General features: G+C 64.6%; 24 protein-coding genes. 14 read left to right on the top strand and 10 right to left on the bottom strand.

Annotated features, from left to right (window positions below; genetic code table 11):
• Window positions 1-3 precede the first annotated feature (3 nt).
• The 4 genes from cysD to OKW37_RS07880 all read right to left on the bottom strand — a co-directional run bounded on the left by cysD (window position 4) and on the right by OKW37_RS07880 (window position 4,054).
• Complete coding sequence (cysD, locus tag OKW37_RS07895) at window positions 4-966, bottom strand: sulfate adenylyltransferase subunit CysD (RefSeq protein ID WP_429356748.1); 963 nt, start codon at window positions 964-966, stop codon at window positions 4-6.
• Window positions 967-1,067: 101 nt separating this feature from the next.
• A complete protein-coding gene (locus OKW37_RS07890) occupies window positions 1,068-1,814 on the bottom strand; it encodes a phosphoadenylyl-sulfate reductase (protein ID WP_184059665.1) in 747 nt (248 codons plus the stop codon).
• Complete coding sequence (locus OKW37_RS07885) at window positions 1,811-2,353, bottom strand: DUF934 domain-containing protein (RefSeq protein WP_429407154.1); 543 nt, start codon at window positions 2,351-2,353, stop codon at window positions 1,811-1,813. The genes OKW37_RS07890 and OKW37_RS07885 overlap by 4 nt, the downstream gene beginning before the upstream one ends.
• Before the next feature lie 21 nt (window positions 2,354-2,374).
• Window positions 2,375-4,054 (bottom strand): nitrite/sulfite reductase, encoded by a 1,680-nt coding sequence (locus OKW37_RS07880; RefSeq protein WP_429407156.1) that lies wholly within the window; start codon window positions 4,052-4,054, stop codon window positions 2,375-2,377.
• 225 nt (window positions 4,055-4,279) lie between these two features.
• Here OKW37_RS07880 and OKW37_RS07875 point away from each other — a divergent pair, with 225 nt between their 5' ends.
• The 6 genes from OKW37_RS07875 (at window position 4,280) to OKW37_RS07850 (ending at window position 9,437) form a co-directional block, all read left to right on the top strand.
• Complete coding sequence (locus OKW37_RS07875; protein ID WP_184059671.1) at window positions 4,280-5,221, top strand: CysB family HTH-type transcriptional regulator; 942 nt, start codon at window positions 4,280-4,282, stop codon at window positions 5,219-5,221.
• Between the two features lie 39 nt (window positions 5,222-5,260).
• Complete coding sequence (locus OKW37_RS07870) at window positions 5,261-6,430, top strand: ABC transporter substrate-binding protein (RefSeq protein ID WP_429407158.1); 1,170 nt, start codon at window positions 5,261-5,263, stop codon at window positions 6,428-6,430.
• Between the two features lie 168 nt (window positions 6,431-6,598).
• Window positions 6,599-7,138, top strand: coding sequence for a DUF302 domain-containing protein (locus tag OKW37_RS07865; protein WP_429407160.1), 540 nt, complete (start codon window positions 6,599-6,601; stop codon window positions 7,136-7,138).
• A gap of 23 nt (window positions 7,139-7,161) precedes the next feature.
• The gene (locus OKW37_RS07860) at window positions 7,162-8,160 is read left to right on the top strand and encodes a zinc-dependent alcohol dehydrogenase family protein (protein WP_429356744.1); all 999 of its coding nucleotides are present in this window, start codon (window positions 7,162-7,164) and stop codon (window positions 8,158-8,160) included.
• A 90-nt stretch (window positions 8,161-8,250) separates the two neighbouring features.
• Window positions 8,251-9,015, top strand: coding sequence for a ParA family protein (locus OKW37_RS07855; protein ID WP_090803391.1), 765 nt, complete (start codon window positions 8,251-8,253; stop codon window positions 9,013-9,015).
• Between the two features lie 161 nt (window positions 9,016-9,176).
• The gene (locus OKW37_RS07850; protein WP_090803389.1) at window positions 9,177-9,437 is read left to right on the top strand and encodes a hypothetical protein; all 261 of its coding nucleotides are present in this window, start codon (window positions 9,177-9,179) and stop codon (window positions 9,435-9,437) included.
• A gap of 42 nt (window positions 9,438-9,479) precedes the next feature.
• On the opposite strand, the gene OKW37_RS07845 is transcribed toward OKW37_RS07850, so the two are convergent.
• The 6 genes from OKW37_RS07845 to OKW37_RS07820 all read right to left on the bottom strand — a co-directional run bounded on the left by OKW37_RS07845 (window position 9,480) and on the right by OKW37_RS07820 (window position 16,477).
• A complete protein-coding gene (locus OKW37_RS07845; RefSeq protein ID WP_429407163.1) occupies window positions 9,480-10,631 on the bottom strand; it encodes a Gfo/Idh/MocA family protein in 1,152 nt (383 codons plus the stop codon).
• A 44-nt stretch (window positions 10,632-10,675) separates the two neighbouring features.
• Window positions 10,676-11,725: a sugar phosphate isomerase/epimerase family protein gene (locus tag OKW37_RS07840; RefSeq protein ID WP_429356741.1), complete on the bottom strand. Its 1,050-nt coding sequence runs from the start codon at window positions 11,723-11,725 to the stop codon at window positions 10,676-10,678.
• 67 nt (window positions 11,726-11,792) lie between these two features.
• Window positions 11,793-12,755 (bottom strand): substrate-binding domain-containing protein, encoded by a 963-nt coding sequence (locus OKW37_RS07835; RefSeq protein ID WP_018419664.1) that lies wholly within the window; start codon window positions 12,753-12,755, stop codon window positions 11,793-11,795.
• Between the two features lie 148 nt (window positions 12,756-12,903).
• Window positions 12,904-13,917 (bottom strand): ABC transporter permease, encoded by a 1,014-nt coding sequence (locus OKW37_RS07830; RefSeq protein WP_184045512.1) that lies wholly within the window; start codon window positions 13,915-13,917, stop codon window positions 12,904-12,906.
• Window positions 13,898-15,385: a sugar ABC transporter ATP-binding protein gene (locus tag OKW37_RS07825; protein ID WP_429407166.1), complete on the bottom strand. Its 1,488-nt coding sequence runs from the start codon at window positions 15,383-15,385 to the stop codon at window positions 13,898-13,900. Before OKW37_RS07825 ends, OKW37_RS07830 begins: the two co-directional genes overlap by 20 nt.
• 3 nt (window positions 15,386-15,388) lie before the next feature.
• Window positions 15,389-16,477, bottom strand: a complete 1,089-nt coding sequence (locus OKW37_RS07820) for a LacI family DNA-binding transcriptional regulator (RefSeq protein ID WP_429407168.1) — start codon at window positions 16,475-16,477, stop codon at window positions 15,389-15,391.
• Window positions 16,478-16,766: 289 nt separating this feature from the next.
• On the opposite strand from OKW37_RS07820, the gene OKW37_RS07815 reads away from it, so the two are divergent.
• From OKW37_RS07815 to urtD, 8 genes are all read left to right on the top strand, one after another.
• Window positions 16,767-17,420 carry a protein-L-isoaspartate O-methyltransferase family protein gene (locus OKW37_RS07815; RefSeq protein WP_090805605.1) on the top strand — a complete coding sequence of 218 codons (654 nt, stop codon included), beginning with the start codon at window positions 16,767-16,769 and terminating at the stop codon, window positions 17,418-17,420.
• Between the two features lie 89 nt (window positions 17,421-17,509).
• Window positions 17,510-17,833 (top strand): rhodanese-like domain-containing protein, encoded by a 324-nt coding sequence (locus tag OKW37_RS07810; protein ID WP_429407170.1) that lies wholly within the window; start codon window positions 17,510-17,512, stop codon window positions 17,831-17,833.
• A gap of 49 nt (window positions 17,834-17,882) precedes the next feature.
• On the top strand, window positions 17,883-18,881 hold the full coding sequence (locus tag OKW37_RS07805) for a hypothetical protein (RefSeq protein WP_429407172.1): 999 nt from the start codon (window positions 17,883-17,885) through the stop codon (window positions 18,879-18,881).
• Window positions 18,882-18,898: 17 nt separating this feature from the next.
• A complete protein-coding gene (locus OKW37_RS07800; protein ID WP_429407174.1) occupies window positions 18,899-19,270 on the top strand; it encodes a hypothetical protein in 372 nt (123 codons plus the stop codon).
• A 533-nt stretch (window positions 19,271-19,803) separates the two neighbouring features.
• Window positions 19,804-21,102 carry an urea ABC transporter substrate-binding protein gene (urtA, locus tag OKW37_RS07795; protein ID WP_184020929.1) on the top strand — a complete coding sequence of 433 codons (1,299 nt, stop codon included), beginning with the start codon at window positions 19,804-19,806 and terminating at the stop codon, window positions 21,100-21,102.
• A gap of 291 nt (window positions 21,103-21,393) precedes the next feature.
• Entirely contained in the window at window positions 21,394-23,028 is a 1,635-nt protein-coding gene (urtB, locus tag OKW37_RS07790) for an urea ABC transporter permease subunit UrtB (protein ID WP_429407176.1), read from the top strand.
• 1 nt (window position 23,029) lies between these two features.
• Window positions 23,030-24,229, top strand: a complete 1,200-nt coding sequence (urtC, locus tag OKW37_RS07785) for an urea ABC transporter permease subunit UrtC (RefSeq protein ID WP_184059694.1) — start codon at window positions 23,030-23,032, stop codon at window positions 24,227-24,229.
• Window positions 24,229-25,092: an urea ABC transporter ATP-binding protein UrtD gene (gene urtD, locus OKW37_RS07780; protein ID WP_187611808.1), complete on the top strand. Its 864-nt coding sequence runs from the start codon at window positions 24,229-24,231 to the stop codon at window positions 25,090-25,092. Before urtC ends, urtD begins: the two co-directional genes overlap by 1 nt.
• Window positions 25,093-25,138 lie beyond the last annotated feature (46 nt).

Raw genomic sequence — 25,138 nt, 5'->3', positions numbered from 1 at the left:
TGCTTAGAAATAACCCTGCTTCTTGCGCTGCTCCATCGCCGCTTCCGACACCTGGTCGTCCATCCGCGTCGCGCCGCGTTCCGTGATTTCGGTGACAGCCGTCTCGGCGATGATCTTCTCGAGGTCGTCCGCGTCGCTTTCGACCGGGCACGTGCAACTGATGTCGCCGACCGTGCGGAAACGCACGAGCGCCTGTTCGCTCGTCTCACCCTCGCGCATCGGCGTGAGCGGCGTGACCGGCACGAGCAGGCCGTTGCGGCGCACGATCTCGCGCTGGTGCGCGTAGTAGATCGACGGCAGTTCGAGCTGTTCACGCGCGATGTACTGCCACACGTCGAGCTCGGTCCAGTTCGAGATCGGGAACACGCGCATGTGTTCGCCGTTGTGCAGACGCGCGTTGTACAGGCTCCACAGTTCCGGGCGCTGCGCCTTCGGGTCCCACTGGCCGAATTCGTCACGGAACGAGAAGATGCGCTCTTTCGCGCGGGCCTTTTCCTCGTCGCGGCGCGCGCCGCCGATCATCGCGGTGTAACCGTACTGCTCGATGGTTTCGAGCAGCGTCACCGCCTGCGCGGCATTGCGCGAATCCGTTTCGCGACGCAGACGCACGGTGCCGCGCTTGATCGAATCTTCAACATGGCCGACCACCAGTTCCGCGCCGATCTGTTGCGCGCGACGATCGCGGAAGTCGATCACTTCGTCGTAGTTGTGGCCCGTGTCGATATGCACGAGCGGGAACGGTAGCTGCGTTTTGCGGTTCGCACCGAGGCCGAACGCCTTCAGTGCGAGCGCGAGCACCACGACGGAATCCTTGCCGCCCGAAAACAGCAGCGCCGGCTTGCTGCATTCGGCGACCAGTTCGCGCAGGATGTGAATCGACTCGGCTTCGAGCCAATCGAGGTGATCCATCCGGTTGACCGTGTTGGCAAGTGGAGCGTTGACAGTGGAATCGAGCGTGGTGCTCATAGCGGGTCCTTCGTTGGTTCGCCCGGCAAGCGCTGCTCGCACGGGCGAAAATATTCAGATCGGTTTCGGCGGTAATGCGCCGCAAGCTCGGTAGGCGGCGCTCAGGCCGACGCGTTTTCGTTGCGCTCGACCGCAATCGGAGTAATCGCCGTGATATGCAAGCCGCATTCCTTCGTATCGCGCGACTCCCACCACCAGCGCCCCGCCCGGCTGTCTTCGCCGGGGCGGATCGCACGCGTACACGGCTCGCAGCCGATGCTCGGATAACCGCGCGCATGCAGCGGATTGACCGGCACGTCGAACGCACTAAGATAATCCCAGACTTCGGCTTCGGTCCAGTCCGCGAGTGGATTGAACTTGGCGATGTTGCGCGCGTCGTCGTGCTCTTCCTCGTGCAGCTCGGCACGCGTGACCGATTGCTCGCGACGCTGCCCGGTCACCCAGGCGCTGACCTCGGCAAGCGCGCGATTGAGCGGCTCGACCTTGCGGATCTCGCAGCAGCGCTTGCGCAGCTCGACGCTTTCATAGAATGCGTTCAGGCCGTGCCCGTTCACATACTGCTCGACCGCGGCCGCCTGCGGATGAAACTGCTCGATGTCGTAGCCGTAGCGCTCTTTCACGCGGTCGAGCATGCCGAGCGTTTCCGCATGCAGACGCCCCGTGTTCAGCGAAAAGATGCCGATCTTCACGCCGCGCGACAGGATCGCATGCGTGAGCAGCATGTCTTCGGCCGCGAGGCTGCTCGCGAGCTTCACGTTCGCGTGACGCGCTGCGATCGAGTCGAGCAGCGCGTCGAGACGCTCGACCTTCGCTGCGAGCTCCGGGCTCAACGATTGGGCGGCGCTCATGCCGGGACCTTGGCGGCGCCAGCCTGCGCGGCACGGCGGCGGAACAGCGGCGACGTGTCCACGGCGCCCTGGTACTGCACGCTAAAGTCGTCGAACGCTTTCAACGCGTCGTTGATGTCCTTGTCGGCGCGCAGTGCATACGCGTCGAAGCCGCAGCGGAACATGAACGTGATCTGGTCGCGCAGCACGTCGCCGATCGCGCGCAGTTCGCCCTTGTAGCCATAGCGCTCGCGCAGCAGACGGCCGATGCTGTAGCCACGGCCGTCGCGGAACACCGGGAAGTCCACGGCGATCAGCGCGAGCTTGTCGAAGTCGCCGACGATGTCCGCCGGTTCGTTATCCGGCGCGAGCCACACGCCGATGTCGGCGGCTTGACGCGCGGCCACGAGCGCTTCACGCTCGGCCTGCCACAGCGCCAGCGGCACGATGACCTTGCCGGCCGGCAGTTCGGCCATTGCCGGCAAAGCGCCGTCTTCCGCGGCACGCACGACGCTCCAGTCGTCGTCGACGATCGCGCGGTTCTTGATGATTGAAGCCATCTGTTCAGTATCCTTTCGCGGTTACGCGTGAGCCGGTTGACGCGCGGCGTACACGCGCTCCTTGAACGGCGCGATGCCGATGCGGGTGTACGTATCGATGAAACGCTCGCCTTCCTGGCGGTTTTCCACGAACGTATCGATCACCTTCGTCATCACGTCGGGCATTTCCTCGGCCGAGAACGACGGGCCGATCACGCGGCCAAGGTGAGCGCCGGTCGCGCCGGTGCCCTGCTCGCCGCCGAGCGTCACCTGGTACCACTCGGAGCCGTCCTTGTCGACGCCCAGAATGCCGATGTTGCCGACGTGATGGTGACCGCACGCGTTGATGCAGCCCGAGATGTTCAGCGACACGTCGCCGAGGTCGTACACGTAGTCGAGATCGTTGAAACGTTCCTGGATCGCGAGCGCGATCGGAATCGACTTCGCATTCGCGAGCGAGCAGAAGTCACCGCCCGGGCACGAGATGATGTCGGTCAACAAGCCGATGTTCGGCGTCGCGAAACCCTGCGCCCTGGCCTTTTCCCACAACGCGAACAGGTCGCGCTTCTTGACGTCGGCGAGGATCAGGTTCTGTTCGTGCGACACGCGGACCTTGCCGAACGAGTATTCGTCGGCCCAGTCGGCGACCGCGTCCATCTGCACGTCCGTCGCGTCGCCCGGCGCAACCGCGGTCGGCTTCAGCGACAGCGTGACCGAGGCGTAGCCCGACACCTTGTGCGGACGCACGTTACGCTCGACCCAGCGCGCGAACGCGCGGTTTTCCAGCAGATGCTTTTCGAACGACGTATCGGTGTCCGGCAGCTTGTCGTAAGCGGGCGGCGCGAAGTATTGCGTCACGCGATCGACTTCGGCCTGCGTGAGCGTCGACGGGCCGTCCTTCAGGTGCTGCCACTCTTCTTCGACCTGCGCGGCGAACTTCTCCGCCGACAGCGCCTTCACCAGAATCTTGATACGCGCCTTGTACATGTTGTCGCGGCGGCCGTAGCGGTTGTACACACGCAACACGGCTTCGCTATAGGTCAGCAGGTGCTGCCACGGCAGATCGCGGCGGATCACCGCGCCGACGATCGGCGTGCGGCCCAGACCACCACCAGCGAGGATGTCGGCCACCAGTTCGCCCTGTTCGTTCTTGCGCAGATACACGCCCATGTCGTGGATCTGCACGGCCGCGCGGTCTTCCTTCGAACCCGACACCGCGATCTTGAACTTGCGCGGCAGCCACGCGAATTCGGGGTGGAACGTCGACCATTGACGCAGGATTTCGGCCCACGGACGCGGATCGACGACTTCGTCGGGCGCGACGCCGGCGAATTGATCGGCGGTGATGTTGCGGATGCAGTTGCCCGAGGTCTGAATGCCGTGCATCTGCACGGCGGCGAGCTTGCGCAGGATTTCCGGCGTTTCTTCGAGCTTGATCCAGTTGTACTGGATGTTCGAACGCGTCGAGAAATGGCCGTAGCCGCGGTCGTGTTCGCGCGCGATCTGCGCGAGCACGCGCATCTGGTCGCTGCGCAAGTTGCCGTACGGAATCGCGATGCGGTGCATGTACGCGTGGCGCTGGTAATACAGACCGTTCTGCAGGCGCAGCGGACGGAATTCCTCTTCGCTCAATTCGCCCGACAAGCGGCGGCGAACCTGATCGGCGTACTGCGCGACCCGTTCATCGACGATGGTCTGGTCGTACTGATCGTATTGGTACATTCGGGGGCCCCAATTTTTCGAAACTTGCGTGACACGCGACCGTCCGGATCGGCCGCGGCTTGAATACCGGCTTTGTCAGCTATCGCAAGCGAGCGTTTAGACCCATCGCTCATTTGCTTATAACAAATACAGATATCCATATTGAAAAAGATGGACAGATCGTAATAAACTCGCCTTATATTTCAAACGACTAAAAAATTCTTTTTATATGCGGCGAGGTTATATATGAACCTGCACCAATTCCGCTTCGTCCGCGAGGCTGTGCGGCAGAACTTCAACCTCACCGAAGCGGCCAAGGCGTTGTTTACGAGCCAGCCGGGCGTCTCGAAGGCGATCATCGAGCTGGAGGACGAACTTGGCGTCGAAATCTTCACCCGCCACGGCAAGCGCGTGCGCTCGCTGACCGAGCCGGGCCGCATCATATTGCAATCGGTCGAAAAAATCCTGCAGGAAGTGGAAAGCCTGAGGCGGGTCGGCAAGGACTTCGCTGCGCAGGACCAGGGCAATCTGACGATCGCCGCCACCCACACGCAGGCGCGCTACTCGCTGCCCGCGGCGATCGCGGAGTTCAAGAAGCGCTTTCCGAAGGTTCACCTTTCAATTCTGCAAGGCAGCCCGACCCAGGTCGCCGAAATGGTGCTGCACGACCAGGCCGACCTCGCGATCGCGACCGAGGCGATCTCGAACTACAAGGATCTGGTGTCGCTGCCCTGCTTCCAGTGGCACCACGTCGCGGTGATGCAGCCCGACCATCCGCTGCTCGAGCGCAAGCTGCTGTCGCTCGACGACCTGACCCAGTACCCGCTGATTACGTACGACAACGCGTTCGCCGGCCGCACCAAGATCAACGAAGCGTTCCGCCTGCGCGGTGTGCATCCGGACATCGTGCTCGAGGCGATCGACGCCGACGTGATCAAGACCTACGTCGAGCTGGGCCTCGGCGTCGGCATCATGGCCGACATCGCGTTCAACGCCGAGCGCGACCGCCATTTGCGCGCGATGCCGGTCGGCCATCTGTTCGGCAGCAACGTGACGCGCGTCGCGCTGAAACAGGGCGCGTATCTGCGCAGCTACGTGTACACGCTCGTCGAGCTGCTGTCGCCGAGCCTGAACCGCAAGCTGATCGAGCAGGCGTTGAATGGCGAACACGAAACCTATGAGCTTTGAACCGCTTCCATACCGCTCTCTCGCTACGGAGACCTTCCGATGAAGTTGCATAACAATAAAGTACGCAACACCCTGCGCGGCCTCGCGGCCGCGGCGCTGCTCGTCGCCGGCGCGGCGCACGCCGACCTGAAAGTCGGCATCGACCTGTCGAACACGGGGCCGGCCGCCGTGATCGGCATCACGAGCAAGAACGCGATGCTGATGTGGCCGCAGACGATCGCCGGCCAGAAAGCCGACTACATCTTCCTCGACGACGCGTCCGACCCCGGCAACGCCGTGCGCAACATCCGCAAGCTGATCAACGAGGACCACGTCGACGTGATCGTCGGCCCGAACATCACGCCGGCCGCGATGGCCGCGCTCGATCCGGTCGCCGACAGCCAGACGCCGATGATCACGCTGATCGGCTCGGCCATCGTCGTCGAGCCGCAGGAAGGCAAAAAGATCTGGGCCTACAAGATGGCGCAGACCGATAGCGCGATGGCCGACGTGATGACGCGCTACATGTCGAACCACGACGTGAAGACGGTCGGTTTCATCGGTTTCGCGGACGGCTACGGCGAAAGCTGGCTCAACGAGTTCAGCAAGTTCGCTGCGCTGCGCCATATCCAGCTGGTCGCGACCGAGCGCTACAACCGCACCGACGCGAGCGTGACCGGCCAGATCCTGAAGCTGATGGCCGCGAAGCCCGACGCGATCCTGATCGCCGGCGCGGGCACCCCAACGGTACTGCCGCAGCGCACGCTGATCGAGCGCGGCTACAAGGGCCCGATCTATCAGACGCATGGCATCGCGACGCCGGAGTTCATCAAGCTCGGCGGTAAAGACGTGGAAGGCACGCTGTTCCCGACGCAACCGGTCGTCGTCGCGCGCACGCTGCCGGCCGATCATCCGTCGAAGAAGGCGGCGCTCGCGTTCGTCGACGCGTACGAGGCGAAGTACGGCCCCGGCAGCGTCACGCAGTTCGCGGGCGACGCGGCCGGCGTGTACCCGCGCCTGCAGGACGCCGTCGCGCGCGCGTTGAAGACCGCGCAGCCGGGTACGCCGGCGTTTCGCGTCGCATTGCGCGACGAGCTCGAACACGCGCATGAGCTGGTGGTGCCGAACGGGGTCGTCAATACGAGCCCGAAGGATCACGTCGGCCTCGATCAGCGGGCGAGCGTGATGGGCACCATCAAGAATGGCAAATTTGTTTACCTGAGCCAGTAATCTGGCATCGGGGCGCCGATCAGGCGCCCCTGACGGCGGCTTCGCGAATGTGGAAGCCGCCGTTCGTTCAGCGGGCACCCCATCCGCTTTCATTCGCCTTTCGGCAGAACGTCCCTCACAGCGCGTCCGCACGTTCGGCCACACCGCACCAGCGAACGCCTACACTGCATGGATCCGCTTCTCCGTTGGCGCATTGCACGCATGCGACGCATGCTGCGTCACGGTCAACGCGTTGCCCGTCCGGCAGACCTGATCACGCGAACGCTGCCGGAGCACAACATCCGCACGGGAGCCATGATGGCCACCGCTTCGATCGCAGAGAACGCCAACGCTGGCATCGTCACCGTTGCAAGCACCCGTGCGGGCGACGCGACCGCCGAGCGTCTTCAAACCTTGATTCTGGAGCGCGGGCTGACGGTTTTCGCGTGCATCGATTTCAGCGGTGACGCTGGGCGCGAGGGACTGGCGATGCCGTTCAGCCGGCTCCTGATCTTCGGCAATCCCAAAGCCGGTACACCGCTGATGCAACTCGCGCCGACCGCCGCGCTCGATCTTCCTTTGAAGGTGCTCGTCTGGGAGGATGCGGACGGCCGTGCGTGGCTATCGTTCAACTCGACAGCCTATCTTCGTGAGCGGCATGGTCTGCCGGACGACTTGATGAAGCCGGTGAGCGGTGTGGCCGCCCTCGTCGATGCGGCCGCGCGATAACGCGTCGAACCAAGGAGACCGCCATGTCCATGCACGCTCTGATCCTCAGCCAATACAACGGCCCGCTCGAATACACGCCGCTGCCCCGCCCGGAACCCGCTGCCGGCCAGGTCCTGGTGCGCGTCGCCGCGAGCGGCCTCAATCCGCTCGACATCAAGATTCGCGCGGGCGAGGCCGCGCACGCGCAACACCCGTTGCCGCTCGTCCTCGGGATCGACCTCGCGGGCACGGTGGAGGCGCTCGGCGATGGCGTCGGCGGGTTCGCTGTCGGCGACAACGTGTATGGCATGACCGGCGGCGTCGGCGGCATCCAGGGGTCGCTCGCCGAGTACGCTGCGGTCGATGCCGCCCTGCTCGCCCATGCGCCGCGCAATCTGTCGATGCGCGAGGCCGCCGCGTTGCCGCTCGCGTTCATCACGTCGTATGCGGGTATCGTCGATCGCGCGCATCTGCAAGGCGGAACCAAAGTGCTGGTCCAGGGTGGCGCCGGAGGGGTCGGCCACATCGCCGTGCAACTGGCGCGCGCGCTCGGCGCCGACGTCTATGCAACCGCGAGCGCACACAATGCCGAGCTGGTGCGGCGGCTCGGCGCGACACCGATCGACTACCGCGCGCAGACGGTCGAACAGTATGTGGCGAGTTTGACCGATGGCGAAGGATTCGATCTGGTCGTCGATACGGTAGGGGGGGCCTCGCTCGATGCGTCGTTCGCCGCGGTCCGGCATTTTGGGCACGTGGTCAGTGCGCTTGGCTGGGGCACGCATGCGCTTGCGCCGCTGTCGTTTCGTGAAGCCAGCTATTCAGGGATCTTCACGCTGTATCCGTTGCTGACCGGTCGATATCGCGCGCACCTCGGCGAGATGATGCGCGAAGCGACGCGGCTCGTGGAAAGCGGCGCGCTCGCGCCCGTGGTCGATCAGACACGGTTCGATTTGCGCAGCGCGGACGAGGCCTATCAGCTCGTTGCCAGTGGGACTGGACGTGTGAAGGTGGTGGTCGACGTGGATACCGCGCAACGCTGACCCGGTCACGAACAACCCATCGAAATCAGCGCTGTCACCCGACTCAGGTATGCTGGGCCCTTTGTAACCGCTTCCGTTCAAGGGGAGACCATGCGGCGCGTTGTATTCAATCAGAAAGGTGGCGTAGGCAAATCGACCATCGTCTGCAACCTGGCGGCCATCAGCGCGAGCGAAGGTCTGCGTACGCTGGTGATCGACCTCGATGCCCAGGCGAATTCGACCCAGTACCTGCTCGGCGCCCAGGCGAGCGAGGTCAACCCCACCGTCGCAGGCTTCTTCGAAACCGCGCTCGGCTTCAGCTTCAAACCCGTGGAAGCGACCTCGTTCATCCATCCGACCCGCTTCGAGAATCTCGACGTGATGCCCGCCCATCCCGACCTCGACACGCTGCACGGCAAGCTCGAATCGCGCTACAAGATCTACAAGCTGCGCGACGCGCTGAACGAACTCGACATGTACGACGCGATTTACATCGACACGCCGCCCGCGCTGAACTTCTACACGCGCTCGGCGCTGATCGCCGTCGAGCGTTGTCTGATTCCGTTCGACTGCGACGACTTCTCGCGTCGCGCGCTCTACACGCTGCTCGAAAACGTCAAGGAGATCCAGCAGGATCACAACGACGCGCTGCAGGTGGAGGGCATCGTCATCAACCAGTTCCAGCCTCGCGCGAGCCTGCCGCAAAAGCTCGTCGACGAACTGATCGGCGAAGGCTTGCCGGTGCTGGGGTCGCGCTTGTCATCGTCGGTGAAGATCCGTGAGTCGCATCAGCTGGCGACACCCGTCATTCATCTCGATCCGGGGCATAAGCTGGCGCAGGAGTATCGGGCGTTGCATCGGGAGTTGAGCGAGTAAGCCGGAGCGCGGCGCCGAAGCACGAGCGCGAGCCACCCTTCTCCGCTGTCGCCGAGCGGGTCGTGGTTCATCGCGTGTTTTCGTGCTTAGTCCCCAACCGCATACCGTCGGCAAAATTGTTAAAGTAACGCTCTCGTCAAACAGCCGCCGCAGTCCCCATCATGCGCACCACCCGAGCCATCCACGCCGTCGAGCGCCTGAAAACGCGCAGCGGCAACCCGCGCTTCGCCGCGATCAGTCTGTCCGGCGGCCTGTTCTATCTGGTCGACAAATCAAGCGGAGCCGACAAGAAAGTGTCCGACCCGCTGACGCTCGACGACTTCGTCAAGTTCGTCGACGCCTACGGCCCGCAGAAGCCGCGCAAGGCCAGCAAGCTCGATATCGCATTCGAAGCGCAGATCAAGAAAAGCAAGGGCGGTTGACGCTTCGGCAGCTTCGCCGACCTGGCGTTTTGTTGCAACGCTTCACGCCTCTTCGATCTCCACCCACCGTCCATCCGCCGCACTACTTTTCAGCACCGCGTCGATAAACCGCAAACCGTCGACGCCATCATCGACCGTCGTCAATAGCAGGCTCTCGGCTGGTGGCGCGCGACCATCGTTCAACGCATCGATCTGCAACGCCGCATCCTGGTACAACTGCGCGAACGCTTCCAGATAGCCTTCCGGATGCCCGGCCGGCACGCGGGTCGCATGCGCGGCAACCTGACTGTTCACCCGAGCGCGCGTCAATCGTTCGGCAGCGCCGCCCAACGGCGTGAACCACAAGGCGTTCGGCTCCTCCTGATCGAACGCGAGTCCCGCCTTCGTGCCATACACGCGCAAGCGCAGCGCGTTCTCCGCGCCGCACGCCACCTGGCTCGCCCACAACATGCCGCGCGCGCCGTTCGCATAACGCAGCATCGCCTGCACGTGATCGTCGACACGACGCCCCGGTACGAAGGTGTGCAACTCGGCCGACAGCGCGCGCGGCATCATCCCCGCCACGAAAGCGGCCAGTTGATACGCGTGCGTGCCGATATCGCCGAGGCACCCGGCCGGCCCCGCCAACGCCGGATCGGTGCGCCAGCTTGCCTGCCTGTTCGCGCCGCCTGTTTCGACCGGCTCGGCGAGCCAGTCCTGCGCATACTCGACCTGCACGACGCGAATCTCGCCCAGTTCGCCACGTTCGACCAGCTCGCGCGCATGCCGCACGAGCGGGTAGCCCGAATAGGTATGCGTCAACGCAAACAGCCGCTTTTTTGACTGCGCGAGCTTCGCGAGCGCTTCACCTTCGGCGAGCGAAACCGCGAGCGGCTTGTCGCAGATCACGTGGATGCCGGCTTCGAGAAACGCCGTCGCGACCGGCGCGTGCAGATGATTCGGCGTGACGATCGCGACCGCGTCGATGCCGTCCTCGCGCGCGGCCTCGGCGCGCGCCATCTCGCGCCAATCCGCGTAGCTGCGCGCGATGCCCGCTTCGACGGCGCTCGCCCGCGCGCGCTCGGAATCGGACGACAACGCGCCCGCCACCAGTTCGAAACGATCGTCGAGCCGCGCGGCGATCCGATGCACGGCGCCGATGAACGCGCCCTGCCCGCCGCCGACCATCCCCAGCCTGAGCCTTCTTCGCTGCATTGTTTGCGCTCCCATGTGTTGCGTCGGCTGTCACCGCCCGGCTGTCAGATGCCGAGCACGCTTTTCAACTGCGCGGTATCGACGCCGCTTCCCGCGAAGTCATCGAACGCACGCTCGGCCACGTGGATGATGTGCCGGCGAATGAACGCCGCGCCTTCGCGCGCGCCGTCGTGCGGATGCTTCAATGCGCATTCCCATTCGAGCACGGCCCAGCCCGGAAAATCGAACTGCGCCATCTTCGAGAAGATCGCGCCGAAGTCGATCTGCCCATCGCCGAGCGAGCGAAACCGCCCCGCGCGTTCGACCCAGCCGCTGTAGCCGCCGTACACGCCCTGCTTGCCGGTCGGACGAAACTCCGCGTCCTTCACATGAAACGCCTTGATGCGTTCGTGGTAGATATCGATGAACGCGAGATAGTCGAGCTGTTGCAGCACGAAGTGGCTCGGGTCGTACAGGATGTTCGCGCGCGGATGCTGATCGACCGCCGCGAGAAAGCGCTCGAACGTCACGCCGTCGTGCAGGTCTTCGCCCGGATGCAGTTCGTAGCAGACATCGACGCCGGCCGCGTCGAACGCATCGAGAATCGGCGTCCAGCGGCGCGCGAGCTCTTCGAACGCGGCTTCGACGAGACCGGCCGGCCGCTGCGGCCACGGGTACAGATACGGCCACGCGAGCGCGCCCGAAAACGACACGTGCGTGCTCAGGCCCAAACGACGCGACGCCTGCGCCGCGAGCTTCATCTGCGCGATCGCCCATTCGGTGCGCGCCGCCGGATTGCCGCGCACCTGCGGCGCGGCGAAGCCGTCGAACAGCGTGTCGTAAGCCGGATGCACGGCGACCAGTTGCCCTTGCAGATGGGTCGATAGTTCGGTGATCGCGACGCCCGCGTTGTCGACGCTCTCGCGCAGTTCGTCGCAATACGCGTCGCTCGCGGCCGCCTTGTCGAGATCGATCAGGCGCGGGTCGCACGGCACCTGGATGCCCTTGAAGCCGAGACCCGCGGCCCAATCCGCGAGATGCGCGAGGTTGTCGAACGGCACGTCGTCGCCCACGAACTGCGCGAGAAAAATCGCCGGCCCTTTGATGGTTTTCATCGTACGGTTCCTCGAACTTTGCGCGCGGGCCGCGCCCGCGCGTGCTAGACGATGCTCGGCGCGCCGCTCAGAACGGCGAGTCGGGGAAATAGAACTGCTGGGCGTTTTCCTTCGTGATCAGCACCGACGGAATGATCGTGGTGGCCGGCAGCTTGTCGCCCTTCAGCCGCGCTTCGGCCGTCAGCTTGATCGCGTCGTAGATGAATTTCGGCGAGTACGACACGTCGGCCTTGATCATCGGCGCGCCGTCCATCACGTTCTTCACCATGCCCTTCGAGCCCGCGCCGCCGAACACGATCTTGATGTCGTTGCGCTTCGCCTGATCGATCGCCTTCAGCACGCCGACCGCCATGTCGTCGTCGGCGGCCCATACGGCGTCGATATGCTTGAAGCGCGTCAGGTAGTCCTGCATCACCTTGAACGCGTCGTCGCGATTCCAGTTCGCGTATTTCGCGTCGAGAATCTTGATGTCCGGATAGTTTTTCATCACGCCGGTGAAGGCGGTCCAGCGCTCGTTGTCGAGCGTGGTCGGAATGCCGCGCAGCGCGACGACGTTGCCCTTGCCGTCGAGTGCCTTCGCCAGGTACTCGGCCGGAATCTTGCCGAACGCGGTGTTGTCGCCGGCCACGTAGGCGTCCTGCGCGCTCGTGTTCGTCAGGCCGCGATCGACCACCGTCACGTACACGCCTTTCTTCTTCACCTGCTCGACCGGCTGTGTCAGCGTCGCCGATTCGTACGGGAAGATCACGAGCGCGTTGATCTTGTTGACCGTCACGAGATCCTGCAACTGGTTCGCCTGCTCGGGCGCGTTGGCGGCCGTTTTCACGATCACTTTCAGATCGGGATGCGCCTTCTCGAGATCCGCCTTCGCCTTGTTCGCCCACCAGACGATGCCGCCGGTGAAGCCGTGATCGGCCGTCGGAATCGCGACGCCCAGCGTGACCTTGTCGTCGGCGCGCGCCGCGCCGCTCGTGCCCAGTATCCCCAACGCCAGCACGCCGGCGCCGATCGCTCGAATGACTTGCTTCATGGTGTGTGTCTCCAATCATGAGGCGTTCGCTCGCCTCGATTTTTCGGACCTGCCGTTGGTTTACCGCGCCTGCTTTGCTACGCCTGCTTCGCTGCGTTTTCTTCGCTGCGCTGTCGTCACTGCGGCGCCGCCGCCTTGAAGGGCGCCGCTAGCGCCGCCCACGCTGCACGAACGCGACGAAAATAATCACGACGCCCTGCACCGCCGCGTTCAGATACACGCTGATGATGCTGGTCAGGTTCAGGATGTTCGCGATCACCGACAGCAGGATCGCGCCGATCACGGTGCCGATCACGCGCCCCTCGCCGCCCTTGAGCGCGGTGCCGCCGACCACCACCGACGCAATCGCTTCGAGCTCCCACAACAGGCCCGTGGTCGGCGTGGCGGAGCCGAGGCGCGGCACGTAGAGCACGGTGGCCACGCCCACGCAAATCCCCAGCAGCACGTAAGTGACGATCTTCACCGTATCGACGCGAATCGCCGCATAACGCGCGACCTGTTCGTTCGAGCCGATCGCCTGCACGTGCCGGCCGAACGCGGTGCGATTGAGGATCAGCGCGCCGCCGGCCGCGACCACGAGAAACACCCAGATCGGCACCGGCACACCGAACAGGCTCGCGTAATAGACCGGACCGTAGAGGTCCGATAGCGAATCATTGAGCGTCAGCGCGCCGCCATCGGCGAGCCATGTCAGCACCGCGCGAAAAATCCCGAGCGTGCCCAGGGTGACGATGAACGGCTCGATGCGCCCTTTGGTGATCAGCAGCCCATGCGCGCAGCCGAACAGCGCGCCGAGCACGAACGCCGCGACGATGCCGATCGTCACGATCACGAGCGGCGGCAACGCATGACCGGCGGCGCCCGCCGCGAGCCCGTTCATCAGCCAGATCATGATGCCCGCGATCAGCGCGGCCATCGAGCCGACCGACAGATCGATGCCGCCCGAGATGATCACGAAGGTCATGCCGACCGCGATGATGCCGATGAACGACGTGCGCGTGAGCACGTTCATCAGGTTGTCGAGCGTCGCGAAGTCGCGATTGAGCAGCGTGCCGACGATGCACAGCACGATCAGCCCGGCGAGCGGCCCGAGCGTGTAGAGCCGCTGCGCGACGCGCAGCGCGCGCCGTGATTGCACGGCTTCAGTGGGTGCCGGTCGCATGAGCGATCAACTCCTGTTCAGTCAGACGCTCGAGCGTCAGCGTCGCTTGCAGATGTCCCGCGCGCATGACGGCGACGCGATGGCACAAGCCGATCAGCTCGACCAGTTCGGATGAAATGACGATCACCGCGCGGCCCTGCGCGGCGAGACGATGAATCAGGAAGTAGATGTCGCGTTTCGCGCCGACGTCGACGCCGCGCGTCGGCTCGTCGAGCACGATCACGTTCGGGTCGGGCTGCAGGAACTTCGCAAGCGCGAGCTTCTGCTGGTTGCCGCCCGACAGCATGCGCGCGCGGCTCGACAGGTCGCCGGTACGAATGCCGAATTCGCCGACGGCCTTCTGCAAGGCCGCGCGCCCCGCTTTCATGTCGAGCAGCGGATGCGCGTAGCGTTCTAGCGTCATCAGCGTGACGTTGTCCTGCAGGCTCAGGTCGACGTGCAGACCCTTGCCCTTACGGTCCTCGCTCAGATACGTGAGACCGTGGCGCATCGCGTCGCGCGGGTTCTTCAGATCGACTGCCCGGCCGGCGATTTCAATCGTGCCGCCCGTGCGTTTGCGCAAGCCGATGATCGCCTCGAACGCCTCGGTGCGGCCCGCGCCGACGAGGCCCGCGAAACCGAGCACTTCGCCCGCGCGCACCTCGAAGCTCAGATCCTCGACCCAGTCGGGCACCGTCAGGCCGTTCACACGCAACGCGATCGGCGTGTCGGCGGGCACCGTCTGCTTGTCGGGGAACATGTCGGACACGTCGCGCCCGACCATCAGGTTCGCCATCTGCTGACGCGCGAGCCCCGCGGTTTCACCGCGCGCGACGAAGCGGCCATCGCGCATCACGATCACTTCGTCGGTGATGCGCTCCACTTCATCGAGCTTGTGCGAGATGTAGACGATCGTCACGCCATCGGCCTTGAGCTTCAGCATCAGCGCGAAGAGCCGTTCGGTCTCGGCGGGCGTCAGCGTCGCGGTCGGCTCGTCCATGATCAGGAGACGCGCACGGCGCGACAGCGCCTTCGCGATCTCGACCATCTGCTTTTCCGCGACGATCAGCTCGCGCACCTTCGTGTCCGGCGCGCGCTCGAGCCCGACCTGCGCAAGATAGCGCGCGGCGTCGCTGCGCATCGCGGCATCGTCGACTAACCAGCCGCGGCGCTTCTCGTGACCGAGGTACATGTTCTGCGCGATCGTCAGATGCTCGGCGAGGTTGAACTCCTGGTGGATCAGCACGATGCCCTGCGCCTCGGCGTCGCGTGAGCCGGCGAAGCGCTGCGCGTGGCCGTCGACCAGCACGCTGCCTGACGTTGCCGTTTCATAGCCGGCGAGGATTTTCATCAGCGTCGACTTGCCCGCGCCGTTCTCGCCGAGCAGACCGTAGATGCGGCCGGGTGCGAGTTCGAAGCTCACGCCGTGCAGCACGCGCACGGGCCCGAAGTCCTTGCGGATGTCGTCGAAACGGATCGCGAGGCTCATGGCTCACGCACTCCCGCGGATCACGAGGCGATGCGGCAGCAGCACGCCCGGCACGTTGGCCTGCGGATTCGCGAGGCGTTGCAGCAGCAGACGCGCGGCGGTCTCGCCGAGCTCGCGCATCGGCTGCGCGATAGTCGTGAGCGGCGGATCGATCTGCGCGGCGAGCGAGATGTCGTCGAAGCCGGCCACGGCGACGTCGTCGGGCACGCGCTTGCCGGCGCTGCGCAAGCCGTGGATCACGCCGATCGCGAGCGTGTCCGACACCGCGAAGATCGCGCTCGGCGCATCGCGCTGCCGCATCAACGCAGCCGCGGCCGACGCACCCGCTTCGTAATCGAGGCTGTTCAGATTCATGCGCCAGCGCGGGTCGGGCGCGATGCCCGCGTCGCTCAATGCGTCGAGGTAGCCCTGCTGACGCTGGCGCGCATACAGATAGTCGACGTCGGAATTGATCAAGCCGATGCGCCGGTGGCCGCGCGTGAGCAGGTGGCGCACCGCGTCGCCCGCCGCGCGGTAGTTGTCGATGCCGACGTAGGGCACGCCCATCTGCGGATCGAACTCGCAGCACGCGACCCACGGCAGCGCCTGCGACGCCTCGCCGAGCGCCTGCTGGATGGTCGCCGGATCGAGGCAGATCGCGCCGTCCGCGCGGCGCCGCCGCAGCATGTCGAAGTAGCTGCGCTCACGCCCCGGGTCCGCGCCGGTGTCGCATAGCAGCATGAAATAGCCGTGCCGACGCGCGACGCTGTCGATACCGCGCACGATCTCCGCGTAAAACGGATTGCCGAAGTCCGGCACCATCGTCAGCAGCAGGCGGCTTTCGGCGGTGCGCAGATTGCGCGCAAGTTCGTTGACGCGGTAGCCGCTCGCGTCGATCGCGGCGAGCACCCTGTCGCGGGTAGCGGTCCGCACGTTCTCGTGGCCGTTCAGCACACGCGACACCGTCGCGACCGACACGCCCGCCTGCTCGGCCACGCCGGCGATCGACGGCCCGTCGGCCGCGCGCGGCGAGCGCCTCTGCGGCTGAGGTTGCGGTTGACTGCTCGCGCCGAACACCACGGCCGGCGACGATCGGGACGGCGTTCGGGACACACGACCTCGCAGCAAAAATGTAATCGATTACATTTTGTGGCGATGGCGATGCGAATCGCAAGGACGGATCGCTAGGGATTAACACGGGGGCCGCCCGGCCTGGCGCTTGCCCGCGAGCGGCCGGCGCGAGTCCGCCATTTGATACAATCCCGCCGTTCCCCTGACGCGGCTTGCGATGCGAATGCCTTGCTCCGAAGCCGCGGCCGCCGGCAATCCGCCGGGGCCGGGTCAGGACAAAAGTCTGCGGCAGCCGCCGCCCGCTCGCCAAACCAAAACCGCCGAATCCACCATGAACATCGAGCAAGCGCGTTTCAACATGATCGAACAGCAGATCCGCCCCTGGGAAGTGCTCGACCAGGACGTGCTGAATCTGCTGTCGATCGTCAAACGTGAGAATTTCGTCCCCGCCGCTTACCGCGACCTGGCTTTTGCGGACTTCGAAGTGCCGCTGCCGGCCGGCCAGCACATGCTGGCGCCGCGCGTCGAGGCGCGCGTGCTGCAGGAACTCGCGGTGAAGAAGCACGAAAGCGTGCTGGAAATCGGCGCGGGCTCGGGTTACATGGCGGCGCTGCTCGCGCATCGCGCGCAACACGTGTTGAGCGTCGACATCGAACCGGAACTGGCCGAGTTCGCGAAGAGCAACCTGATCGCCAACGGCGTGCTGAACGTCGAAGTCGCGACCGGCGACGCCGCGCGCGGCTGGACCGGCGCGGCACCGTACGACGTGATCTGCGTATCGGGCGGTCTGCCGGTGCTGCCGCAGGAAATCCTCGAACAGCTGAAGGTCGGCGGCCGTCTCGCGGCGTTCGTCGGCAGCGCGCCGGTGATGAAGGCGCAAATCATCACGCGCATCGACGAGAAGCAATACCGCATCTCCGACGTGTTCGAAACCTATGTCGAGCCGCTCGCCAACGCGGTGCAGCCGGCGCGGTTCAGGTTCTAAGCGGCACTTTTTCGCTGCGCTTCGCGCTGTATTATTGATCTGGACGGGCGGCGAGTAAGCCGCCGTCCCACGAACTGGATGTCTCGCTGATGCAAAACCTGACCGCTCCCGCACTCGCCGAATGGCTCGCCGATACCTCGCGCCCCGCACCCGTGCTGCTCGACGTACGCGAGCCGAGGGAACTGCAAACGGCGTCGATCGCCGGCATCGTGTCGATTCCGATGCGCGAGATTCCCGCGCGCAGCGAAGAACTCGATGACGACGCGCAGATCGTCTGCATCTGCCATCACGGTACGCGCAGCGCGCAGGTCGCGATGTTCCTCGAATCGCGCGGACACACCAACGTGTTCAATCTGCAAGGCGGGATCGACGCGTGGTCGCGTCAGGTCGATCCGTCGGTTCCGACTTACTGAGATTCGGCGCGAAGGTAGCGCGTTGAAGCGGCGCAAGGGCTGACGGTCCTTGCGCCGTTTGTCTTTGGTGCTGCGCACGGTCGCTAGAGCAGCCAAAATTTTGGGCCGTCGCCCATGTCCGGACAACCTGTCGCACGGTGATTATCTGATCGCTGCCGATCCGGGCAGCGACTTCGTATCGATCGTCGACATACCTATGTCCTTGTCCGTGTTTGAGATGCACTCCGTGGAGCTGCGCTGTCAGAGGCCCTTGGGTGCTTGTTATGTAATCTGTGATGAGTGGCATTTCAAGGCGTGCCTGAGGAAGGCCGCCGACCTCGAGAGGGCCAAAGCAGATACCAGGGAATTTCTCGGTATCGCCGGACTGAACCATAGCGAGTGGGAACGGGACCAGGATCTGATCAAAAGCATTGGGCGGCGTCTGTCCCTACCGTTTCAAGCTTTCCGAGACCGTGACCCTGACACCGATGGCTGGTGGGTCATCAATGCGCTTCTCGCAGAGGTGCGGCGGGGAGGCCTGCTTGCCGTCAAAGGCCGTCGTGCTGACCTGTTTCCGCAAACCCATAGCACGCCGCTGACGAATTTTGCGGTGAGGGCAGCCGATCTCCCGAACGACAGACTCATACGGTCCGGCCCGTACGAGCAGGTCACGCGGCAAGTCCGGTTGTTTGCCGCACCTGCCGCCGCGTCTGGTCGCAGTAGCGACGGCAGTCTGCTCGATGTCGCTGTCGCCGTGATCGGTGCGCGAGCCGGCGATGGAGACGCATCGACGCTGCTTGGTGACGCGCAGCCGTTCGAATACCAGTCGGGTATCGCTGATGTTGACTCATTCGACATTGCCAAAACTCCAAACGAGGGCGAGCCGGGAACGTGGTACACGAATCCGGGCAGTGGGCAGATGCGGCTATTCGGAGATGATGGGAAACCTGTTGTAGACCTGGATTTCGACCATTTTCACAATGGCATGAAACCGCACGCACATAACTGGAATGGCAGCGCGCGAGACGGTGGGGGCTTGGTTGTACCCTTCAGTCCTTGGAACCCCTGATGGATGGATGACCCAAGATGAAAATCATTGAACAGTACGTATCATTTCACGACTGGTACCTGCTCGGTATAGCAGCGGACATGGACAAGGAGGTTGTCGAACTTCGTCTGATGTTCGATAACAAGAAAGACCGAGTACGGCTGTTGTTCGGCGGGGCCACCCGATGTTGGGCCAACGACTTTCTGATACAGAACATCGTCTACTCAATCAAGGTGCTAACCGATTTCAATTCGGATGAGTACCGGAAGGCACTAGCCTCGCTGGACAAAGCTTACTCGTGGGGGACAGGGAAGCCGTTGAAAAACATTGCGGTTCTTGAGGCCACACTAGGCGCTGAATTACTTATAGAGTTTGATTCCCTTGAAGTAGAACCCGAATCATCGGTTTAGGACACTGGCACGATAGCAGGCACTGGCATCGTGCTTACAAGGCAACTATCCGCTTCCTATAAAGAATGCCGGCTTGTCTATGGCCCCGGTGGAATCGTCAAGCAGATTAGCTGCGACTAGCAAGTCCCCCTGAAGGCTGACATATCGGATGGGCTGTCGGGGGCGCGTTCTGTCGTCATGCACAAAGACGCGGCGCCCCGATGCCGCCGATGCACCGCCCATGCACCGCCGATGCCCCACGCGCGCCAGCGGCGCTTCGCTGGCGGCAAAGTGCGCTTCGTCGCGGCGCGACACGCACCCGAACGAGGCGCGGCGCGCGCGACTGCACCACTTTCGCGCCGCGGCATCGATGGCTCGACGCGCCGCCCTCGCGCCGATAGCCGCGCCGCAACGGGCATCGCACGCGCATCGCACCGAATATGTCACATGGCATGTGCCTTGCAGTAGACGATCGGCTAGTCGTGCGAGCTCAGCCAGGCTGGCTGAAATCGACGCTCATAAAACAGTGACCATCAATGACAAGGGGAAAGCACATGAAACGTCGCAGTCTGTTGAAGTTCGGCTCCATGTCCGGCGCGCTCGCGCTCGCGGGCCGTGTGCCGTTCGCGCACGCGCAGTCCGATAGCGGCCCGATCAAGGTGGGCATCCTGCATTCGCTGTCCGGCACGATGGCGATCTCCGAAACGTCGCTGAAAGACACCGCGTTGATGACGATCGCCGACATCAACAAGAACGGCGGTGTGATGGGCCGTCAGATCCAGCCCGTGGTCGTCGACCCAGCGTCGAACTGGCCGCTGTTCGCCGAGAAGGCGCGCCAGCTTCTGACTCAGGACAAGTGCGCGGTCGTGTTCGGCTGCTGGACCTCGGTGTCGCGCAAGTCGGTGCTGCCGGTGTTCGAGGAGCTGAACGGCCTGCTGTTCTATCCGGTGCAGTACGAAGGCGAGGAAATGTCGCGCAACGTGTTCTATACGGGCGCCGCGCCGAACCAGCAGGCGATTCCCGCGACCGAATACCTGATGAGCGCCGAAGGCGGCGGCGCAAAGCGCTTCTTCCTGCTCGGCACCGACTATGTGTATCCGCGCACGACCAACAAGATCCTGCGCGCGTTCCTCAAATCGAAGGGCGTGCAGGAAGCCGACATTCAGGAGGTCTATACACCATTCGGCCACAGCGACTATCAGACCATCGTCGCGAACATCAAGACCTTCTCGCAAGGCGGCAAGACCGCGGTGATTTCGACCGTGAACGGCGATTCGAACGTGCCGTTCTACAAGGAGCTCGGCAACCAGGGGCTGAAGGCGTCGGATGTGCCGGTCGTCGCGTTCTCGGTCGGCGAAGAGGAGCTGCGCGGCATCGATACGAAGCCGCTCGTCGGCAATCTCGCGGCCTGGAACTACTTCATGTCGTTGCGCAACCCGACCAACGAGAAGTTCAAGAAGCAATGGGCCACGTGGGTCAAGGACAACAACCTGCCGGGCGGCACGAAGCGCGTGACCAACGATCCGATGGAAGCGACCTTCGTCGGCATGCATATGTGGAAGCAGGCGGTCGAGAAAGCAAAGAGCACCGAGGTCGACAAGGTGCGCGTCGCGATGGTCGGCCAGACTTTCGCCGCACCGTCGGGCTTCACGCTGGAGATGGACGGCAACCACCATCTGCACAAGCCGGTGATGATCGGCGAGGTACGCGCGGATGGCCAGTTCAACGTCGTGTGGCACACCAAGGGACCGATTCGCGCGCAACCGTGGAGCCCGTTCATCGCCGGCAATGCTGGCAAGCCGGATGTGGTCAGCTCGATTCCGGCGTTCCTGCGGCGCTCGCGCGTCGCATGACGTGTCGGCGTGAGCCTCGTTGCGGCTCGCGGCGGCGGTGGGGCGCGCGGGTCACCGCGCGGGTATCGCCGCTCCGGTCGCGACGCGCGACCTGCGTGCCGACGCGCGCGCGGCTCGCGCGTGACCCAGACGCCCTGCGCTTCGCGCCGCCGCCGCGCGTTCGCTGCGTCGCGCGGCGTGACCGCGCACGCCAATGCGCGGCAACGTCCCGCTGAAGCGGCGGCGACGTCTGACGCGACGCCCTCGCGCTCTCGAGCGGCTCATCGATTCAACCCAGTGCAAAAGGCCATCATGGCGTTTTCATTTCCGACTTCCGTACGACGACGCGGCGCGACGCTCCTGCTGCCGCTCGCGGTCCTTCTCGCCGCCGCGCCGGGCGCCGCATTCGCGCTGACCCAGGCCGACGTCGCGCCGCTCGCGGGCGACGACTTCGAGGCGAAGTCCGCCGCGATCGACAAGCTGATCTCGACGCACGATGCCGCGTCGCTCGCGGTGCTCAAGGCGCTCGCCGACGACAACGCGCTCGCCACCGACGCAGGCGCGGTACTGCTGCAGGACGGCGACGCCACCCGCGATGCCGTCACCGGCCAGCCCGTCGCCACGAGCGACGCGCAACCGGTCACGCTGAACAACCTGCTGCGCTCGAAAGTGGCGGGCGCGCTGTCGGGTCTGCAACTCGCCTCGCCCGATCAGGCGACGCGCGCAGCCGCCGTCGATGCGCTGCTGCAAAACCCCGATCCGTCGATCAAGCCACTCGTCGACGCGGCGCGCGCAAAAGAAACCGATCCCGCTCTGAAGAAACGTCTCGACACGCTGTGGGCGATGAGCGCATTGCACGACCCGGATCCGGCCAAGCGCCTCGATGCGGTGCAACTGGTCGCCGCGCGCCACGACCTCGACATGAACGAACTGCTGCGCCCGTTGGTCGCGAAGAAAGCCGACGGCACGTTTGCCGAAGCCGACGAACGCGTGCGCGCGGCCGCGCAAAGCGGCATCGATGAGCTCGATGCGATCCAGCGCCGCAGCCAGATCGCGGGCACGCTGTTCGCGGGGCTGTCGCTCGGCAGCGTGCTGCTGCTCGCCGCGCTCGGCCTCGCCATCACATATGGCCTGATCGGCGTGATCAACATGGCGCACGGCGAATTCCTGATGATCGGCGCGTACGCGACCTATGTCGTGCAGAACCTCGTTCAGCGCTTCGCGCCTAACGCGTTCGACTGGTATCCGCTACTCGCGATACCGGCCGCGTTCGTCGCGGCGGCGCTGGTCGGCATCGTGCTCGAACGGCTCGTGCTGAAGCACCTGTACGGCCGCCCGCTCGAAACGCTGCTGACCACCTTCGGCGTGAGCCTGATCCTGATTCAGGCCACCCGCATGCTGTTCGGCGCGCAGAACGTCCAGGTCGTCAATCCGTCGTGGATGAGCGGCGGCGTCACCGTGCTGCCGAATCTGATCCTGCCGTACAACCGGCTCGCGATTCTCGCGTTCTCGCTGATCGTCGTCGCGATCGCGTGGGCCGTGCTCACGCGCACGCGGCTGGGTCTGTTCGTGCGCGCAGTCACGCAGAACCGTCGCATGGCCGCGTGCGTCGGCGTGAAGACCGCGCGCGTCGATTCGTATGCGTTCGCGTTCGGCGCGGGCATCGCGGGGCTCGGCGGCTGCGCGCTGTCGCAGATCGGCAATGTCGGGCCGGACCTCGGCCAGAGCTACATCATCGATTCGTTCATGGCGGTCGTGCTCGGCGGCGTCGGCCAGCTCGCGGGCACCGTGCTCGGCGGCTTCGGGCTGGGACTCGTCAGCAAGGCGATCGAACCGTTCTGGGGCGCGGTGCTCGCGAAGATCGCGGTGCTCGTGCTGATCGTGCTGTTCATCCAGAAGCGTCCGCAGGGCATGTTCGCCTTGAAGGGCCGTAGCGCGGAGGCATGAGATGACATCGGCTACTTCATCGGCAGACCCCGCTTCCGCTTCGTCGTCGCGCGCCGGCGCCGCCGGCGCTGGCGGCGCGCGCGAGTCCAACACCGGCTTCGCGCTCGGCCTGCCACCGCGGCCCGCGCTGTTGTCGCGTCGCGCGTGGCTCGCGCTGATCGCGCTGATCATCGTGTTCGGCCTCGGCGTGCCGTTCGCCGCGCTGGTGATTCCGGAGACGAGCGCCTTGCATCTGTCCGCGTATGCGATGACGCTGACCGGCAAGTTCATGTGCTATGCGATCGCCGCGCTCGCACTCGATCTGGTGTGGGGCTACTGCGGCATCCTGAGTTTGGGTCACGCTTTGTTCTTCGCGCTCGGCGGCTACGCGATCGGCATGTACCTGATGCGCGCGATCGGCCACGATGGCAAGTACGGCAGCGATCTGCCCGACTTCATGGTGTTTCTCGACTGGCACCAGTTGCCGTGGTACTGGCAGGGCACGCAACATCTCGGCTACGCGCTCTTGCTCGTCGTGCTGGTACCCGCCGTGCTCGCGTGGGTGTTCGGCTTCTTCACGTTCCGCTCGCGCGTGAAGGGTGTCTATCTGTCGATCATCACGCAGGCCATGACCTTCGCCGCGATGCTGCTGTTCTTTCGCAACGAGACGGGCTTCGGCGGCAATAACGGCTTTACCGACTTCAAGCGCATCGGCGGTTTTCCGATCACGCATCAGGGCACGCGCGCCGCCTTGCTGCTCATTACGTTCGCGGTGCTGATCGCCGCGTTCATCGGCGCGCGCGCGATCGTCACGTCGAAGCTCGGCCGCGTGGTGAGCGCGGTGCGCGACGGCGAAACGCGGCTGATGTTCCTCGGCTACAGCCCGCTCGCGTACAAGCTGTTCGTGTGGACCGTGTCGGCGGTGCTGTGCGGCATCGCGGGCGCGTTGTACGTGCCGCAGGTCGGCATCATCAATCCGGGCGAGATGTCGCCGGGCAACTCGATCGAAATGGCGATCTGGGTGGCGGTCGGCGGACGCGGCACGCTGATCGGCCCCATCATCGGCGCGTTCGCCGTGAACGGTGCGAAGAGTTTCTTCACGGCGAACTTCCCCGAATACTGGCTGTTCTTTCTCGGCCTGATCTTCGTGCTGGTGCCGCTGCTGCTGCCGAACGGCATCATGGGGCTCGCCGATCTGCTGACGCGTAAAAGGGACCGCTGATGAACGAAAACCCGATGGTTCCCGATCTGGATTTACCCGAAGCACCACCGGAACGCTCGCTGAGCGGCGTCGCGAGCATGGGACACGCGGTCGTGCCCGGCGAGATCGACGTATCGCACGGCACGATCCTCTACCTCGAAGACGTGACGGTCAGCTTCGACGGCTTTCGCGCGCTGAACGCGCTGTCGCTCGCGATCGACGCGGGCGAACTGCGCTGCATCATCGGCCCGAACGGCGCGGGCAAGACGACGATGATGGACGTGATCACGGGCAAGACCGCGCCCGATCACGGCAAGGTGTTTCTCGGCCAGTCGATCGATCTCACGCGCATGAACGAACCGGCGATCGCGCGCGCCGGCATCGGCCGCAAGTTCCAGAAGCCGACCGTGTTCGAGCAGCATCCGGTGTGGGAAAACCTCGAACTCGCGATGAAGACCGACAAGGGCTGGTGGGCGTCGCTGCGCGCGCGGCTCGATGGCGACGCGCAGGCCCGCATCGAGGAAACGCTCGCGCTGATCGGGCTGGAAAGCGAAGCGCGAAGGCTCGCCGGCGAGCTATCGCACGGCCAGAAGCAGCGCCTCGAAATCGGCATGCTGCTGATGCAGCAACCGGCGCTGCTGCTGCTCGACGAACCCGCGGCCGGCATGACCGACGACGAAACGATGCAACTCGCCGAATTGCTCAACCACCTGCGTGGCACCTGCTCGATGATGGTCGTCGAGCACGACATGGAGTTCGTCGCGGCGCTCGCGGGCGACACAGGCAAGGTGACGGTGATGGCCGAAGGCCGCGTGCTCGCGCACGGCACGCTCGACGAAGTCAAGCGCGACGAGACGGTGATCGAGTCTTATCTAGGCCGCTGATTGCTGCTGGAAGCGGCACCGCATCGTCAACCCGACAGGACGACTG

The organism is Paraburkholderia sp. MM5482-R2, assembly GCF_050436125.1.
In the GTDB taxonomy this organism is placed as follows: domain Bacteria; phylum Pseudomonadota; class Gammaproteobacteria; order Burkholderiales; family Burkholderiaceae; genus Paraburkholderia; species Paraburkholderia tuberum.
This window is presented reverse-complemented; position numbering and strand designations above follow the sequence as displayed.

Coding starts and splice junctions, on each gene's coding strand:
- cysD (WP_429356748.1), bottom strand. CDS start 966: ATGAGCACCACGCTCGATTCCACTGTCAACGCTCCACTTGCCAACACG.
- OKW37_RS07890 (WP_184059665.1), bottom strand. CDS start 1,814: ATGAGCGCCGCCCAATCGTTGAGCCCGGAGCTCGCAGCGAAGGTCGAG.
- OKW37_RS07885 (WP_429407154.1), bottom strand. CDS start 2,353: ATGGCTTCAATCATCAAGAACCGCGCGATCGTCGACGACGACTGGAGC.
- OKW37_RS07880 (WP_429407156.1), bottom strand. CDS start 4,054: ATGTACCAATACGATCAGTACGACCAGACCATCGTCGATGAACGGGTC.
- OKW37_RS07875 (WP_184059671.1), top strand. CDS start 4,280: ATGAACCTGCACCAATTCCGCTTCGTCCGCGAGGCTGTGCGGCAGAAC.
- OKW37_RS07870 (WP_429407158.1), top strand. CDS start 5,261: ATGAAGTTGCATAACAATAAAGTACGCAACACCCTGCGCGGCCTCGCG.
- OKW37_RS07865 (WP_429407160.1), top strand. CDS start 6,599: ATGGATCCGCTTCTCCGTTGGCGCATTGCACGCATGCGACGCATGCTG.
- OKW37_RS07860 (WP_429356744.1), top strand. CDS start 7,162: ATGTCCATGCACGCTCTGATCCTCAGCCAATACAACGGCCCGCTCGAA.
- OKW37_RS07855 (WP_090803391.1), top strand. CDS start 8,251: ATGCGGCGCGTTGTATTCAATCAGAAAGGTGGCGTAGGCAAATCGACC.
- OKW37_RS07850 (WP_090803389.1), top strand. CDS start 9,177: ATGCGCACCACCCGAGCCATCCACGCCGTCGAGCGCCTGAAAACGCGC.
- OKW37_RS07845 (WP_429407163.1), bottom strand. CDS start 10,631: ATGCAGCGAAGAAGGCTCAGGCTGGGGATGGTCGGCGGCGGGCAGGGC.
- OKW37_RS07840 (WP_429356741.1), bottom strand. CDS start 11,725: ATGAAAACCATCAAAGGGCCGGCGATTTTTCTCGCGCAGTTCGTGGGC.
- OKW37_RS07835 (WP_018419664.1), bottom strand. CDS start 12,755: ATGAAGCAAGTCATTCGAGCGATCGGCGCCGGCGTGCTGGCGTTGGGG.
- OKW37_RS07830 (WP_184045512.1), bottom strand. CDS start 13,917: ATGCGACCGGCACCCACTGAAGCCGTGCAATCACGGCGCGCGCTGCGC.
- OKW37_RS07825 (WP_429407166.1), bottom strand. CDS start 15,385: ATGAGCCTCGCGATCCGTTTCGACGACATCCGCAAGGACTTCGGGCCC.
- OKW37_RS07815 (WP_090805605.1), top strand. CDS start 16,767: ATGAACATCGAGCAAGCGCGTTTCAACATGATCGAACAGCAGATCCGC.
- OKW37_RS07810 (WP_429407170.1), top strand. CDS start 17,510: ATGCAAAACCTGACCGCTCCCGCACTCGCCGAATGGCTCGCCGATACC.
- OKW37_RS07800 (WP_429407174.1), top strand. CDS start 18,899: ATGAAAATCATTGAACAGTACGTATCATTTCACGACTGGTACCTGCTC.
- urtA (WP_184020929.1), top strand. CDS start 19,804: ATGAAACGTCGCAGTCTGTTGAAGTTCGGCTCCATGTCCGGCGCGCTC.
- urtB (WP_429407176.1), top strand. CDS start 21,394: ATGGCGTTTTCATTTCCGACTTCCGTACGACGACGCGGCGCGACGCTC.
- urtC (WP_184059694.1), top strand. CDS start 23,030: ATGACATCGGCTACTTCATCGGCAGACCCCGCTTCCGCTTCGTCGTCG.
- urtD (WP_187611808.1), top strand. CDS start 24,229: ATGAACGAAAACCCGATGGTTCCCGATCTGGATTTACCCGAAGCACCA.